Origin of the sequence: Vibrio sp. V04_P4A5T148 (assembly GCF_963875605.1) — a bacterium.
In the GTDB taxonomy this organism is placed as follows: Bacteria; Pseudomonadota; Gammaproteobacteria; order Enterobacterales; family Vibrionaceae; genus Vibrio; species Vibrio anguillarum.
In genome coordinates this window covers 12633-27191 of record NZ_CAWNMS010000043.1, presented here as the reverse complement: position 1 = coordinate 27191, position 14559 = coordinate 12633, and the positions used below count along the sequence as shown (strand labels likewise).

The 14559-nt window shown below is 46.5% G+C and carries 13 protein-coding genes; all 13 read left to right on the top strand.

Annotated elements, in window-relative coordinates; all coding sequences use genetic code 11:
• The first annotated feature begins 3 nt into the window (after positions 1 to 3).
• The 13 genes from AACT18_RS09230 to AACT18_RS09170 all read left to right on the top strand — a co-directional run bounded on the left by AACT18_RS09230 (position 4) and on the right by AACT18_RS09170 (position 14556).
• Positions 4 to 849 carry an ExeA family protein gene (locus AACT18_RS09230; protein ID WP_161439658.1) on the top strand — a complete coding sequence of 282 codons (846 nt, stop codon included), beginning with the start codon at positions 4 to 6 and terminating at the stop codon, positions 847 to 849.
• A complete protein-coding gene (locus AACT18_RS09225) occupies positions 846 to 1976 on the top strand; it encodes a tetratricopeptide repeat protein (protein ID WP_094125120.1) in 1131 nt (376 codons plus the stop codon). The genes AACT18_RS09230 and AACT18_RS09225 overlap by 4 nt, the downstream gene beginning before the upstream one ends.
• Complete coding sequence (locus AACT18_RS09220; RefSeq protein ID WP_064624286.1) at positions 1966 to 3690, top strand: GspE/PulE family protein; 1725 nt, start codon at positions 1966 to 1968, stop codon at positions 3688 to 3690. The genes AACT18_RS09225 and AACT18_RS09220 overlap by 11 nt, the downstream gene beginning before the upstream one ends.
• A gap of 12 nt (positions 3691 to 3702) precedes the next feature.
• Positions 3703 to 4920, top strand: a complete 1218-nt coding sequence (locus AACT18_RS09215) for a type II secretion system F family protein (protein WP_013857883.1) — start codon at positions 3703 to 3705, stop codon at positions 4918 to 4920.
• Between the two features lie 10 nt (positions 4921 to 4930).
• Positions 4931 to 5392, top strand: coding sequence for a hypothetical protein (locus AACT18_RS09210; RefSeq protein ID WP_017050659.1), 462 nt, complete (start codon positions 4931 to 4933; stop codon positions 5390 to 5392).
• 95 nt (positions 5393 to 5487) lie between these two features.
• A complete protein-coding gene (locus tag AACT18_RS09205; RefSeq protein ID WP_013857881.1) occupies positions 5488 to 6063 on the top strand; it encodes a prepilin-type N-terminal cleavage/methylation domain-containing protein in 576 nt (191 codons plus the stop codon).
• Between the two features lie 37 nt (positions 6064 to 6100).
• Complete coding sequence (locus AACT18_RS09200) at positions 6101 to 6565, top strand: type II secretion system protein (RefSeq protein ID WP_094125121.1); 465 nt, start codon at positions 6101 to 6103, stop codon at positions 6563 to 6565.
• A gap of 123 nt (positions 6566 to 6688) precedes the next feature.
• Positions 6689 to 7186, top strand: coding sequence for a prepilin-type N-terminal cleavage/methylation domain-containing protein (locus tag AACT18_RS09195; protein ID WP_094125122.1), 498 nt, complete (start codon positions 6689 to 6691; stop codon positions 7184 to 7186).
• Positions 7176 to 7733, top strand: coding sequence for a type IV pilus modification PilV family protein (locus tag AACT18_RS09190; protein ID WP_176428312.1), 558 nt, complete (start codon positions 7176 to 7178; stop codon positions 7731 to 7733). Before AACT18_RS09195 ends, AACT18_RS09190 begins: the two co-directional genes overlap by 11 nt.
• Positions 7733 to 8503, top strand: a complete 771-nt coding sequence (locus AACT18_RS09185) for a PilW family protein (protein ID WP_094125124.1) — start codon at positions 7733 to 7735, stop codon at positions 8501 to 8503. The genes AACT18_RS09190 and AACT18_RS09185 overlap by 1 nt, the downstream gene beginning before the upstream one ends.
• Positions 8475 to 8894 (top strand): MSHA biogenesis protein MshP, encoded by a 420-nt coding sequence (locus AACT18_RS09180; RefSeq protein ID WP_094125125.1) that lies wholly within the window; start codon positions 8475 to 8477, stop codon positions 8892 to 8894. The genes AACT18_RS09185 and AACT18_RS09180 overlap by 29 nt, the downstream gene beginning before the upstream one ends.
• The gene (locus AACT18_RS09175; RefSeq protein ID WP_094125126.1) at positions 8891 to 13342 is read left to right on the top strand and encodes a DUF6701 domain-containing protein; all 4452 of its coding nucleotides are present in this window, start codon (positions 8891 to 8893) and stop codon (positions 13340 to 13342) included. The genes AACT18_RS09180 and AACT18_RS09175 overlap by 4 nt, the downstream gene beginning before the upstream one ends.
• 170 nt (positions 13343 to 13512) lie before the next feature.
• Positions 13513 to 14556 (top strand): rod shape-determining protein, encoded by a 1044-nt coding sequence (locus AACT18_RS09170; protein WP_013857874.1) that lies wholly within the window; start codon positions 13513 to 13515, stop codon positions 14554 to 14556.
• Positions 14557 to 14559 lie beyond the last annotated feature (3 nt).

Genomic DNA, 14559 nt, shown 5'->3' with positions numbered 1-14559 from the left:
ATCATGTATCTTGAGCACTTTGGTTTTGAGCAACTGCCTTTTCATCTCACGCCTAATACATCACTGTTTTTAGGCTTAGCGCCACATTACGAGGCGATTCAGACAGTGAGTGCCGCCATTGATTTAGGCGAAGGGGTGATCAAGATAACCGGAGAAGTCGGAACCGGAAAAACCATGGTGTGTCGTATGTTGATCAATCATTTACATGATCATATTGCACTGATTTATTTACCCAACCCAGCGCTTAATGGTCGAGAACTTCGCCAAGCTGTCGCCAGCGAACTAGGCCTTAGTAAGCAAGATGATGCGGATATTGTTGATCGTATTCAGCAACAATTGATTGTGCTAAAGCAGCAGGGGAAACGAGTAGTCGCGATTGTTGATGAAGCACAAGCGTTACCAGACGATGCATTAGAAGTGCTGCGTTTATTCGGCAATTTAGAAACAGAATACACAAAGTTGTTGCAACTGGTGTTGATCGGCCAACCAGAGCTCGATGAGCGTTTAGCGCAGCACCATCTGCGCCAATTTCGCCAACGAATTACTTTTAGCGCTTATCTGCGGCCGCTCTCTTTAGATGAAACAGTCGCTTATATCGAGAGCCGCTTGAGCAAAGCCGGAGGCAATGCGCAACTGTTTAATCTTGAACAGAAAAAAGCGTTGTGGCGAGCCAGTTATGGTATCCCTCGTTTGATTAACCAAGTGTGTCACAAAGCTCTGTTACTGGCTTTTACGCAAAACGACAGCACGATTCGCAATCAGCACCTATTTACAGCGATTCACGATACGTTTGATACCTGTAAGCCTAAGTTTAAACGCCCTTTTATGTGGGGATGGAGTCAATCATGAGTGCGATGAACGATGCACTATCAAAACTGGCACAAGCGCAACGCCAATCGGTGGTGAACTTGCAACCAGCGCAAGTTGCGAAAGTAAAACGCAGCCGCGCTTGGTTGTGGATGGTAGCCGGGTTTGCTGCCAGCTTAGCGGTCGGTGGATGGGCGGTGTCACAGCAGCAAGCTACGGTTAACCAAGCTGCGGTTGACCAAACTATGGTCAGCCAAACAGTGGTCAGTCAGACACTGGTCAATCAAGCGATAGTGAATGAACCTGAGAGCCTGTTGTTAGAGGTTGATGAGCGAAGCTCTTCGCCTGCGCTTGTTTCTCCGACCACCAAAATTGTTCCGGTTCACCGTCCCGTTTACCAAACTGCCGTTGTTGCAGTAGACAAAAAAACGTCAAATTCAGCAACGCCCACAGTGGCGGTTAAACAGGATTCGGCCTTAGCCAATCAACAGCCGTTGCATTCTAACCGTGTGGTCGCGCTCGGTGCTGAAAGTGACCAAGAAATCTCAAGTGTTTTGATTGAACAAGTGGATTTGACGCCAGAGCAACTGGCGGTAAAAGCAATGAGCCGCGCTGATAAAGCCGTGGACAGCAATGAGCTCAAAGAGGCACTGGATGCGTACAGTGAAGTGCTACGCTTTACCCCAGAAAATGAACTCGCCCGTCAAAAATTATCCGCGCTCTATTACGGCAAAGGTGATGCGCGCAAAGCTTTTGAAATTTTACAAAGCGGTATAAAGCTCAATCATAACGGAGAAAGTTTGCGGATCGCGTTAGCTAAATTGCTGATTAAAGAGAAGCAGAGTGAAGCGGCGTTAACCCCTCTAGTTCATTTACCTGACAATGCTTCGATCGATTATCTCTCGCTAAGGGCTGCCTTGGCACAAAAAGCCAAGCAAGATTCACTCGCATTAGAAAGCTATCAACGCTTAGTCAAGCTTGATGCTGAGAACGCACGCTGGTGGTTAGGGCTTGCGATAGCACAAGAGCGTACGATGGATTTTCAGGCGGCCAAATATACCTACCAACAAGCGCTTGCGAAAGTTGGCCTCTCGAGCCAGTCACAACTGTTTATTCGTGATCGCCTAGTCGTACTAAGCAGTTTAGAGGAGAGTACGAGTGCAAATTAAGCTACGAAAACGCTTAGGTGATCTGCTGGTTGAAGAAGGGATCATCACTGAAAATCAAGTTGAACAAGCGCTCGCTGCGCAAAAACGCAGTGGACGTAAACTGGGTGACACGCTGATCGAACTCGGCTTTTTGTCAGAGCAGCAGATGCTGAGCTTCTTATCGCAGCAACTTTCGCTGCCGCTGATCGATCTCAGCCGAGCCAATGTCGATATTGATGCAGTGCAGATCCTCCCGGAAGTACATGCACGCCGTTTACGCGCCTTAATCATTGGCAAAAATGGCGACACGCTGCGCATCGCAATGAGTGATCCGGCGGATCTGTTTGCTCAAGAATCACTGCTTACGCAATTGCCTCAATACAGCTTTGAATTTGTTATTGCTCCAGAAAAACAATTGGTTGAAGGGTTTGATCGTTACTATCGCCGCACCAAAGAGATTGCGTCCTTTGCCGAGCAGCTACAACTGGAACACCAAGGCAATACCGCCTTTGATTTCGATATCGGTGATGATGACAGTGATGAAGTGACCGTTGTTAAGCTCATCAACTCTCTATTTGAAGATGCGATTCAGGTCGGGGCGTCTGATATTCATATCGAACCTGATGCTAACGTATTGCGTTTACGCCAGCGGATTGATGGGGTATTACACGAAACCCTACTCAATGAAACCAACATCGCTTCGGCTTTAGTGCTGCGTTTAAAATTGATGGCCAATCTTGATATCTCAGAAAAACGCCTCCCACAAGATGGCCGTTTTAATATCCGAGCCAAAGGCCAATCGGTCGATATTCGTATGTCGACCATGCCAGTACAATACGGTGAGTCGGTGGTGATGCGTTTGCTCAACCAATCATCCGGAGTTCGTAAACTGGAAGAGTCAGGTATTCCCGATGATATTTTACAGCGTTTACGTCATCAACTTAAACGTCCACACGGCATGATCTTAGTGACCGGCCCAACCGGCTCAGGGAAAACGACGACGCTGTACGGCGCGTTATCAGAGCTCAATGTTCCCGGTAAAAAAATCATTACCGCAGAAGATCCGGTTGAGTACCGATTGCCACGCATCAGCCAAGTGCAGATCAACCCTAAAATTGACCTTGATTTTTCAACGGTGCTGAGAACCTTTTTGCGTCAAGACCCGGACATTATTCTAGTCGGGGAGATGCGCGATCAAGAAACGGTTGAAATTGGTTTGCGCGCGGCCCTAACTGGCCACTTAGTGTTGAGCACCTTACACACCAATGATGCGGTTGATAGCGCCTTGCGCATGATGGACATGGGCGCGCCGGGTTATTTAGTGGCCAGCGCCGTGCGGGCGGTGGTTGCCCAACGTTTAGTGCGTAAAGTTTGCCCCGATTGTAAAGCGGTTGATGAGGTTGATGAAGCCCGTAAACAGTGGCTGACGGTGCGTTTCCCAAATCAAGTTGAAGCGGCTTTTACGCGTGGGCGTGGGTGCCAGAACTGCAATTTGACGGGGTACCGTGGGCGAATTGGGGTTTTTGAAATGCTCGAACTTGAACATGAAATGATGGATGCGCTGCGCGCCAACGATGCGGTTAGTTTTGCGCAAGCCGCTCGTCAGTCGAAGCAGTACAAACCGCTGCTAGCTTCGGCGATGGAGTTGGCGCTACAAGGGGTTGTCAGTTTAGATGAAGTGATGAGCTTAGGTGAAGGTGATTCATCCGGCATCATTCAAGCCATCTATCTATAGTTAAGGTTACTCATGCCAACGTATCGTTATCAGGGTCGAAATTTAGATGGTAGCAAAACCTCGGGGCATGTTGATGCGCCGACGGAAGAGCTCGCGGCGGAAGCGCTATTTAACAAAGGCGTGATTCCGACCTTAATTTCGTCAGACCAAGGGGCTGATTTTTCGATTGATTGGAAATCGCTGTTTACCCCAAGTGTGCCACTTGAGGTGTTGGTGATCTTCTGTCGTCAGCTTTACAGCTTGACCAAGGCGGGTGTGCCGCTGCTGCGCTCGATGAAAGGACTTATCCAAAATTGTGCTAATAAACAGCTTAAAGAAGCATTGGAAGCGGTTAGTAATGAGCTAACCAACGGGCGCAGTTTATCGAGCTCAATGCAGATGTACCCGAAAGTCTTTAGCCCGTTGTTTGTGTCGATGATCCACGTCGGTGAGAACACAGGGCGGCTTGATGAAGCCTTGCTGCAATTGTCTCATTACTACGAGCAAGAAGTCGAAACTCGTAAACGGATTAAAACGGCGATGCGTTATCCGAGTTTTGTCATCAGCTTTATTTTGGTCGCGATGTTCATTCTCAACGTTAAAGTGATCCCACAATTTACTAGCATGTTTAGCCGTTTCGGGGTTGATTTACCGCTGCCAACTCGCATTTTAATTGGTATGTCAGATTTCTTTGTCAACTACTGGCCGATGATGATAGGCGTATTGCTTGGGTGTTTATTTGCTTTCAGAGCTTGGTTGAGCACAGCCGCAGGGCGTCAAAAGTGGGATAAGTTTCGCTTAAGAATGCCTATTGTCGGCGGCATAGTGAACCGAGCGCAATTGGCGCGTTTTTCTCGAACTTTTGCCTTGATGTTGAAAGCGGGGGTGCCGTTAAACCAATCGATAGCATTATCTGCCGAAGCGTTGGATAACAAATTTCTAGAATCTCGCCTGTTAGAAATGAAAGCTGCCATTGAAGCGGGAACAAGCGTATCCACCACCGCGGTAAACGCCAATATTTTTACGCCATTAGTTATTCAGATGATTTCGGTGGGTGAAGAGACAGGGCGCATTGATGAGTTGCTACTTGAAGTCGCGGACTTCTATGATAGAGAGGTGGATTACGATCTCAAAACCCTCACCGCGCGCATAGAGCCGATTTTATTGGTGATTGTCGCCGCTATGGTGTTGGTGCTGGCACTTGGCATCTTTTTGCCAATGTGGGGAATGCTCGACGCGATCAAAGGATAAAGGTTGTCAGATGAAAACGGCGATAGAGCGTTCTCAGTTCGTAATTTGGGGGTTGATTGTCTTTGTTCTTTTGATGGCTTTGCTATCAGCATGGCAGTCGATAGAAAAAGAAGCCAATCAAACCGCATTAGCGATGGCGAGCAGTAAAATCGTAGAAAGTGCCAATTTTTATAAGCAAGATTGGTTATTAAAGGGGCGGCCCTCAACTTTAATCGCGAATGGTCGATTACTCAATATGAGCGCAACGGGCTGGGTATTACCATTGGCTGAGAATGAATCAAGTATAGATTGTCGTTATTGGTTAAGCCTGCTATACCCAGATGAACAACTGCTTGAAAGCAAAGTGATTTCAATTGAATCGGCACATCAAGCAAATCAGTATCAATGTCGCTATGTTTACAGCCAAAAACAGGTGATAACCATTGAACTTTTAAGGGATAAGTTTACAGTAAGCGTCGATTTTTCAGCATGAGTTTTCGACATAAACAGTGAAATGGGCACTCGCCCCGTAGCGATGCGAGAACAAGTGCGTATAATACACGGTAATAACAAAGAGATAGGTAGAGCATGGATAACAAACAAACGGGCTTTTCCTTAGTTGAATTAGTCGTAGTGATTGTGGTTGTCGGCTTATTGGCCGTTGCAGCGCTACCCCGCTTTTTAGATGTCACCGATGAAGCGAAAAAAGCCAGCATCGAAGGGGTTGCCGGTGGTTTTGCTACTGGTGTTCTATCGGCGCGTGCTCAGTGGGAAGCTCAGGCAAGAACCTCTGTGACTTTGGGCTCGGAAAAACAAAACACCGTCAACTATGATGGTGTCAATTTCTGGCTGACTCGCTCTACAGATAGCAGCGGGGCCGCAACAGGTTTTAGGGACGGTTATCCATTGGCGCTCAATACCGATAATACCAGTTATCCAGCGGCTATTACGGATCAGTCATGTATTGATTTAATGGATAATTTGCTGCAAAACCCACCAAAAGTTGACACAGTCGCTAATGCAGCCAATAACGCTAATGTAAAATATTCAGCACAAGCCGATGACGGTCAAGCCACTTGTACTTATGTGCAAAAAGAGGGTGGAACCGCGCACCAGTTTGTGTATGAGATAAAAACTGGTCGTGTGACCGTCACTTTGCAGTAAGTCTGCGCATTGATTAAAACATAGAGAGAAAGTAACTATGAAAAGACAAAACGGTTTCACCCTAATCGAACTTGTGGTTGTGATTGTCATTCTCGGCATTCTCGCCGTCACCGCTGCGCCACGTTTTTTGAATTTTCAGGGAGATGCTCGTAAAGCGTCCTTGCAAGGATTGAAGGGCGCTATTGATGGTGCTGCGGGTATTGTTTATGGTAAAGCAGCATTGACAGGTAAGGAAACTGAACCGTCAGGAGAAGAGGTTGATGGTATTAGTTTGGTTTATGGTTATCCTGCTGCTACTTCGGCAGGTATTGGTAAAGCAGTTATTGGCCTTGAGTCAGACTGGGAGGCTCACTTGCCAACTCCCGCAACTGATCCTCTATCAATACATTATTCATTCAAAGGTAACACTAAATGGGGAACAACTAGCGCTGCCTGCAATGTAATCTACACAGAAGCGACTTCATCAGCGGCTCCGAGTACCCAAGTATTCTCTGGTTGCTAAGTAATAGAGAATATGCGGTTTATGAGTAGATAAGACAGGTGACCGTTTAAGTCACTTGTCTTTATTAGTGTTATTTATAATGGAATTTCGTTTTCCGTAAGATTCCAACTCCGTGAGGCAGCGATGCGCCAATCCATTGGTCGAACATTGGGCTTTACCTTAATCGAGCTGATCGTCATTATTCTCTTGCTCGGTATTCTATCTGCTTATGCCGCCAGTCGTTATTCTGGAACGTCTGGCTTTTCAAGCGTGACTACACAAAGCGAAGTGTTAGCCTCACTGCGTTTAACCCAAAACCGCGCCATGCAGCGCACCGGCCTCTGTAATCGCTGGTTGGTCAGCAATAATCAAGCACAGCAAGTATCTCCTTCCGTTTCTGCTGGTGCTTGCACCACTTCACTACCAAGTACGCTGGCAGACAGCAGTTTTGTCGATGCTGCGGCGAACGATATCACCCTGACGTTAACCAATAACGATGGCAGCTATTTTTTAGATTTTGATAGTTTAGGTCGCGCCGCGCAGTGCTTAACGGCAAACTGCACCGTTACCTTAAATAATCTGCAATCGGGTGAATCTCGCCAAGTGTGCATCAATAGCGAGGGGTACATTTATGCGTGTTAACGCGCCGCGCGGGTTTACTCTCATTGAGATGATCATCGTTATCACGGTAACGGCAATAGCCATGACAGGCATCACGGCCGCGCTTTATCCTCGCTCGCAACAAAGCGCTGAACAGGTGCTAGCAGTAAAAGCCGCCGAGTTAGGCCGCGCGGTAATGGATGAAGTAATGGGCCGAGCCTTTGACGAAAAATCCGGCCCCAATGGCGGATTGCCTGAGTGTGTATTAGTGACAACATCAGGACGAACAATGTGTACGTCCATTGCGCAACTTGGTCCCGAATCTAGTGAAACCAATAATACTTTGTACAATGATGTGGATGATTTCCATGGCCTAACGGGATCGGTTAAAGACGTATTAGGCATTGATATCAGTGCTGATTACCAACGTTATAACGTTGAGATTCAAGTATTTTATGAGCAAGATAGTGGTGGGCAACTCAGCGGAGTGAATGCTAACCAACTGACTCACTATAAACGGGTTTCTGTGGTGATCATTGACCCGAAGGGCAACCGCTACCCGTTTGCGGCGATTAAGGGCAATTTCTGATGCGTGGTTTTACCCTGATTGAAATGGTGATTGCGATTATTCTGTTGTCGGTGGTCGGGCTATTTTTAGGCTCTGTGATCCGCCAAAGTATGGGTATTTATGTTGATACCACCGCTCGCGAAGCTTTGATCCAACAAGGGCGCTTTGTTACTGAACGGTTGAGCCGAGAACTGCGTGAAGCGGTGCCAAACAGCGTGTTGGTGGAAAATGGTTGCATTGAGTTTTTACCGATTACTGACAGCGCGATCTACAGCGAGCTGCCAAGCGTTCAATCGCCTTCGGCTGCGGTGCGTTTATTGCCGATCGACAAAAAGGTACTTAATGGCGATCGTCTGGTCGTGTTCCCAACCAACGCCGCTTCGCTACGCCAAACGCCAAGTGCCAGCGGGCAAACAGCCCAAGTGAATGCGGATGTGGATTTTACGCCACCCAACAACACAAGCATGGTCGATGTTACCTTGACACAACCGACTGGGTTTGTAATTCAATCGCCAGCTAAGCGAGTCTATTTTTATCGCACGCCAGTGGCTTTTTGTTATCAGAACAGTCGTATTTATCGTTACGCGGATTACACGCTTAATCGCAGTGCGCTCAGCCCTGCACAGCTTGGTACTCCAGTATTGATGGCTGAAAACATTAGCCAAGCCAACTTTCACGTCACGCAGCCAGAGCTACAACGCAACGGCTTAGTGAAAATTGAACTGACATTTTCCGACCGCGGCGAGGAGGTAAAGTTTGACCATGATGCGCTTATCTACAACACGCCGTAAACAGCAAGGCAGCGGCTTAGTATTGGTCATCTTTATCATTGTGGTGGTCGGCTTTGTTGCATCGGTCGCGAACCGTAATCAACAGCGCAATAGCCAGCAATTGGTTTCGATGGTGTTAGGGACAAGGGCTGAAATGGCGGCGCGATCGGCGATCAACGTTGAACTAAGTCGTTTTTATCAAACGCCACCTAGCGGGAGTTGCCATACTCATTCTGTACAATCACTCACGTTTGAAGGTGAAGGATTAGCGCAATGTAGCGCACAGGTTAAATGTAATTTGGTGGGTACAATGGATGATGGCCGTACTGTCCATCAACTCACGTCAACCGGGCGCTGTCAGTCTGGCGATTGGATGTTGCAGCGAGTTATTGAAGTAGGGGTGAAAAAGTGATCCACTATAAATGGCTGATTAGCTTACTGCTCATGAGCGGTGGGGTTTGTGCCCAACAATATAATTTATCCAATAATCAATATCCTCCTTGTAATACCTCGTGGCAAAAATCTGACAACACTTATACCTGTAGCGGTAGTGGTCAAGTGACGTTAAATGATGGTGATGTGATTGTCGCCGATGTTGACTCAACACTGATCGCCAATGACGGTTTTTATTTGATTAATAACCAAGTGGGTAACGCATCAAATAGGATAAGTCTGCAAGCGAACTACGGAGCGATAGCCAGCCAAGGCTCTCAAAATACGATTTATGGGGATGTTTCAGCCAACAGCAGCAACGTAACTTTCAATAACACCAATTTAATTGGTAATGTCACGACGGGAGGAAACGTCACTATCAACGGTGGTAGCGTGCAGGGTAATTTAACCAGTAATGATCGAACGGTTGTTATTACTGGAGCAAACGTGGTTGGTAATATTACGGCGCAATCAGGCATTGTCATTACAGGAAGTGCGTATAGCGGCAATATTACGATGACCTCTAATAACTCTGTGACGTTTAATTCGGTGGATATGACTTCCGGTTCTGTATCAGGGGCAAGTCATTTCACGGCAAACAATAGCCAGCTAGGAAGGCCTGATTCTCAGGTCAGTATTAGTACTACCTCTAACGATATCACCTTAAATGACTCAACGGCTTATGGTGATTTTAATGCGGCAATTAATAATGCTGGTGGCCAAGTTAATGTCAACAATAGTTCAATTACTGGTACATGTTCCCCCATATCTAATCCATTGAATGCTTGTGATCCCTCTCCTGTAGCGCGCTATCATTTTGATGAAGTGCAATGGAGTGGGGCTTTCAATGAAGTCAAGAATGCGTTTGGCTCTTCTCTTAACGGCCGCGCAATGAATGGAGCGCTTACCAGCTCTCAATCACCGGCGCTACCCGCCAATATTAATAATTACGGTACTTGTGGTTATGGCGAGTTTGTTGCCAACCAAAACCAATATGTACAAGTGGCTCATGATAGCCAGTTATCCTTCTCGGACCAGCTAACGATATCTGCGTGGGTGTACCCCGTCAGTCGCCCGGCGAATGGTGGCTTGCATACCATAGTGGCGAAAGATACTAACTACGAATTCCACCTTGATAGCCAAGGGCGAGTTTTTTGGTATTGGGAGAGAAGTTCTGGCGGTGCCAGTACACTAACCACATCCAATGTTATTCCGCTAAATACTTGGACTCATATCACCATTCGCTATAACCGCTCAGCAAGTAGTAATGAGAGACAAAAAATCTATATTAATGGTGTGGTTGCGGCGACAAACAGCGATAACCAACCACTCAAAACCAATACAGTGAATTTGGAGATTGGTCGAGATTACAATTCCGACAACAGAACTTTCTCCGGAAGGCTTGATGAGGTGGCTATTTATAATAAAGCTCTCACTGATAGTCAGATTGTCAATCTGTATAACGAACGCCATCTGTGCCAAAGTTCAGGGCTGCAATGTTTTAGCGATGATTTCCAAAGTCAGCCATTGGATGAGCAGTGGCGAGTATTCAGTAGCAGTGGTAACTTTACGCCTTCAATCACCAATAATCGCATGCGATTAACACAAGCGGTGCAAAACCAAGCCACCGCTTCAACATTCCAACGCATTTTCCCTGCGGCAGGGAACCGTGTAGAGGTTGAATTTGACTATTTTGCCTATGGCGGTAATGGTGCTGATGGGGTGGCGATTGTTTTTTCTGATGCCTCTGTCACTCCTCAAGTTGGAGCATTTGGTGGTCCTTTAGGTTTTGGTTATAAAGTCAATGAGCAAAAACCCGGATTTGCGGGCGGCTGGTTAGGCATTGGATTGGATGAATATGGTAATTATTCGATTGAAGGTGGCGGGAATGGCCCAGGCCGCAGGCGGCAAGCTGTTGTATTAAGAGGTTCTGGTTCCGGCTATAGCGGTTATAACTATTTAGCAGGCACGTGTAATAACGGCACAACCAATACCAATGGAGATTGCCTAAATCCGAGGGTAGACAATACCAATGGTAATCCTCAGCACCGCTACCGAATTGTTATTGACTCAACTCAAGCTTCAACGTCGCTGGTGACCGTAAGCCGTAAAGTTGGCACTGACAGTTGGAAAACTTTAATTGGGCCAGTTAATGTGATGTCATTTGCGGCGCAACAAAATGTTCCTACGGATCTGTTTATGTCCATCACAGGTTCTACAGGCTCTTCGACTAATAACCATGAAATTGATAATTTCGAAGTCTGTGCGCTCAATTCTCGTCCAGTTGGTGAGCAAATTAATCACTTTCGCATCTCTTTGCCAGCACAAGGTTTAACTTGTGCTGCCTCTGACGTGTCTGTGACGGCGTGTGCCGATGAAAATTGCAATAACTTATTTACCGATCCGGTTATTGCTTATTTAGTCCCTAACTCTCTACCTAGTGCAACGGGCGGTTGGGTGAATGGTTCAACTATCTCATTTAGCAATGGGGTTGGTAACACCCAACTTAGGCGTAATAGCGCAGGTAATGTCACCGTTGATGTTTCTGGTTCCGTTCCCACGGCTATGTCTTTCAATAACACTTTATGCAGCCACAATGGGAATGCCGGCCCCTTTTTGGCCAGTAACTGCACGATGAACTTTGCTGACAGTGGCTTCATTTTGGATGTACCTAATTCCTATGCCAATCAATCGGTAACTGGGACCATTAAAGCGGTACGAAAAGATAACGCTTCACAACTGTGTTTGCCTAGTTTTCAAAATGTACAGAAACCCGTTTCCTTTTGGAGTGATTACTTGAGCCCTAATGGGGGACAAGGTTTTAGCGCTTTATCGGTTGGTGTGAATAGTGTGACGGTAGGGCAGTCATCCAATACTGCGATGCCAGTGGTGCTCAATTTCAACCAAAATGGTGAGGCGAGCATTAACGTATCCTATCGTGAGGCTGGTAGCCTTGCTTTGAATGCTCGTTTAACGGGGAGTGGTGATGAGCAGGATTTGCAACTAACAGGTCAAACGACTTTTATACGAGTTCCTCGTGCGTTGGTGTTAAGAACGGATAAGCGATTTGACGCCACTCCACCTGATGGGCAATGCTTAAGTGCGGATACCAGTTGTACTGTATTTGCCAGAGCTGGAGAGGTTTTTGATCTCAATATTAAAGCAGTTGCGGCTGAGCCCAATGAAGATAATGATTTTACCAATAATTTGGGTTTAACTAATTACCAACAGCAATCAATAACTCTGGATCATGTACTGAGAGAGCCAGCTAGTGGTTCTGCTGGTTCTATTGGTACACTGAATTACGATCATGAGCTGGGAGAGGTTACAACCGTTCAACAGAGTGTGACTGAAGTTGGTGTGTTTGATTTTTTATTAGTCCCGCCCACATCCTATCTTGGCTTAGATTTAACTGCGGCTAATTTGCCGATCTCGGTCGCCTCAACGGGGTCTATCGGCCGTTTTACTCCTTATTATTTACATATAGAGGGTAATACTCCTAGTTTTTCTCAAGCATGTAGCACTTTCACTTATTTGGGGCAGGCAATGAAATTTGATCGGTTACCTGAAGTTGCGGTAGCAGGGCGATTTTACGATGAATTGGGTACTAATGGCGAAGGTGAGACGGAGAATTATAAGATTGGTAGCTGGTGGCGATACAGTAATCCTTGGCTCTATCGAAATTTTTCAGCGCAAAGTTCAGGTTTTAATATTACTGATACTGAAACACCGGGATTATTAAATCCGCAAGAGGGATTTGCTTGGTCGGGAAGTGTGGTGATTGATGCAAGTAACTTTATTGCTCGGCTTGAAAATGCTCAAATTCGCTATGACAAGCCTTACGTTCCGGTAGAGCCTATCGCTGAGGGAGTGATTTTACACCTCTCAATTGATGATACGAAAGATTTAGACGGTGTGTGTTATCAAACCAGCGCTGGTTCGGGGTGTATTGGCTATGATTTTCCATCTTCAGAGAGTCAGAATCAGCGCTGGGGAAAACTGGTGATCCACGACACTTATGGCCCAGAAACGAGTGGCTTAAGTCAAGCGATTACCAGTGAATACTTCACCTCAAATAGCTTTGTTTTAAATAAAGCTGACAGTTGTACCAGTCTCCCCACAATTGATGATTTTGTTTTCAATTCCTCTGATTTTACTGTGCTGAAAAATGGCACACCGATACCGCCAGAAGTAAAAGTGACATTGGCTGGTGATTTAAGTTCTGGAGAGAGCAGTGTGGATTATACTCCGCCAGGTTCGGCGAATACTGGTGTTGTCGTGAACAGCTACAATCTTTCAACTTTGTTACCTTGGTTACGTGTTGATGCTGATTCTAATGATAGCTTTGAAGACAGTATCTCAGGCCGAGTACAGTTTGGATTGTACCGAGGCAGCGACCGGGTAATCTGGTGGCGTGAAAAAAATTAACCGGATAATTCACACAAATTCATGGAGATTTTTCTACCTAAGTTAGGAATCTGTTAGAAATTGCGTGTTTCAGTCCATGTTTATGCGTCAACGCCTTGCTGTGATCGCAAGGCATTGGTACATTTAGTGCAATTTTCTATCTTCTAATTCTTGCAGGACGAGCGAAGAATATGTTCAAAAAACTGCGTGGCATGTTTTCCAACGATCTATCGATCGATTTAGGTACCGCCAATACTCTTATATACGTTAAAGGACAAGGTATTGTCCTCGACGAGCCTTCCGTTGTTGCTATTCGCCAAGATAAAGGTCGTGGTGGAAAAAGCGTTGCTGCTGTCGGTCATGCCGCTAAGCAGATGCTTGGTCGTACGCCGGGGAATATTTCTGCAATTCGTCCTATGAAAGACGGCGTGATTGCGGATTTCTACGTGACCGAAAAAATGTTGCAACACTTCATCAAGCAGGTGCATGACAACAGTGTACTCAAACCGAGCCCTCGCGTTCTTGTGTGTGTGCCTTGTGGCTCCACCCAAGTTGAACGCCGTGCGATTCGTGAATCAGCACTCGGTGCTGGCGCGCGTGAAGTGTATTTGATTGATGAGCCTATGGCGGCGGCCATCGGTGCTGGTCTGCGTGTTTCTGAACCAACGGGTTCAATGGTGGTCGATATCGGTGGTGGTACGACTGAAGTTGCCGTTATTTCCTTGAACGGTGTGGTTTACTCTTCCTCTGTGCGTATCGGCGGTGATCGTTTTGATGAAGCGATCATCAATTATGTGCGTCGTAACTACGGCAGCTTAATCGGTGAAGCGACCGCAGAGAAAATCAAACATGAAATTGGCTCGGCTTACCCCGGCGATGAAGTGATGGAGATTGAAGTTCGTGGTCGTAACCTTGCTGAAGGGGTTCCTCGTAGCTTTACTCTTAACTCCAATGAAATCTTAGAAGCACTGCAAGAACCGCTTTCCGGTATTGTTTCTGCGGTGATGGTTGCGCTTGAACAGTGTCCGCCAGAGCTTGCTTCTGATATCTCAGAAAATGGTATGGTATTAACCGGTGGTGGAGCGCTGCTCAAAGATATCGACCGCCTCTTGACCGAAGAAACGGGAATACCAGTCGTGGTTGCCGATAATCCTCTAACCTGTGTTGCCCTTGGTGGCGGTAAAGCGTTGGAAATGATCGATATGCACGGTGGCGACCTATTTAGCGAAGAATAATGG

What these genes read in the sequence shown, in the direction of transcription:
- AACT18_RS09230 (WP_161439658.1), top strand. Translation starts at nt 4, where the DNA reads ATGTATCTTGAGCACTTTGGTTTTGAGCAACTGCCTTTTCATCTCACG.
- AACT18_RS09225 (WP_094125120.1), top strand. Translation starts at nt 846, where the DNA reads ATGAGTGCGATGAACGATGCACTATCAAAACTGGCACAAGCGCAACGC.
- AACT18_RS09215 (WP_013857883.1), top strand. Translation starts at nt 3,703, where the DNA reads ATGCCAACGTATCGTTATCAGGGTCGAAATTTAGATGGTAGCAAAACC.
- AACT18_RS09210 (WP_017050659.1), top strand. Translation starts at nt 4,931, where the DNA reads ATGAAAACGGCGATAGAGCGTTCTCAGTTCGTAATTTGGGGGTTGATT.
- AACT18_RS09205 (WP_013857881.1), top strand. Translation starts at nt 5,488, where the DNA reads ATGGATAACAAACAAACGGGCTTTTCCTTAGTTGAATTAGTCGTAGTG.
- AACT18_RS09200 (WP_094125121.1), top strand. Translation starts at nt 6,101, where the DNA reads ATGAAAAGACAAAACGGTTTCACCCTAATCGAACTTGTGGTTGTGATT.
- AACT18_RS09195 (WP_094125122.1), top strand. Translation starts at nt 6,689, where the DNA reads ATGCGCCAATCCATTGGTCGAACATTGGGCTTTACCTTAATCGAGCTG.
- AACT18_RS09190 (WP_176428312.1), top strand. Translation starts at nt 7,176, where the DNA reads ATGCGTGTTAACGCGCCGCGCGGGTTTACTCTCATTGAGATGATCATC.
- AACT18_RS09185 (WP_094125124.1), top strand. Translation starts at nt 7,733, where the DNA reads ATGCGTGGTTTTACCCTGATTGAAATGGTGATTGCGATTATTCTGTTG.
- AACT18_RS09180 (WP_094125125.1), top strand. Translation starts at nt 8,475, where the DNA reads ATGATGCGCTTATCTACAACACGCCGTAAACAGCAAGGCAGCGGCTTA.
- AACT18_RS09170 (WP_013857874.1), top strand. Translation starts at nt 13,513, where the DNA reads ATGTTCAAAAAACTGCGTGGCATGTTTTCCAACGATCTATCGATCGAT.